The 322-nt window shown below is 64.9% G+C and carries 1 pseudogene; it reads left to right on the plus strand.

Going from position 1 to position 322, the window contains the following annotated elements:
- Positions 1-201: pseudogene (locus IU459_RS37790) on the plus strand (IS1634 family transposase); the annotation flags it as partial.
- Positions 202-322: the final 121 nt, after the last annotated feature.

The following is a 322-nucleotide window of genomic DNA, read 5'->3' on the forward strand; positions in this document are numbered from 1 at the left end:
GGCGAGTTGCGGGGCAAGATCTCCGCGAAGCCGGGCCTGTCGAGGTTCCTGCGGGTCACCCCGGCCGGGAAGCTGCGCCTCGACGCGGCGAAAGCGAAGGCCGAAGCCAACTTCGACGGCAAGTACCTGCTGAGGTGTTCGGATCCGCACCTGTCGGCGGCCGATATCGCAGTCGGTTACAAGCAGCTGCTCGAGGTCGAAGCGTGCGGTTCATGATGCACCTGTAGCCGGAACAGGCTGGAGGGGTTGATGATTGGACGTGAGGGCTTGCTGCAGTTGGCTGCGGTGGCCGAGCGGTTGAAGCGGCAGGTCGAGGCTACTG

The organism is Nocardia amamiensis, from assembly GCF_015477605.1.
Taxonomy (GTDB): domain Bacteria; phylum Actinomycetota; class Actinomycetes; order Mycobacteriales; family Mycobacteriaceae; genus Nocardia; species Nocardia amamiensis_A.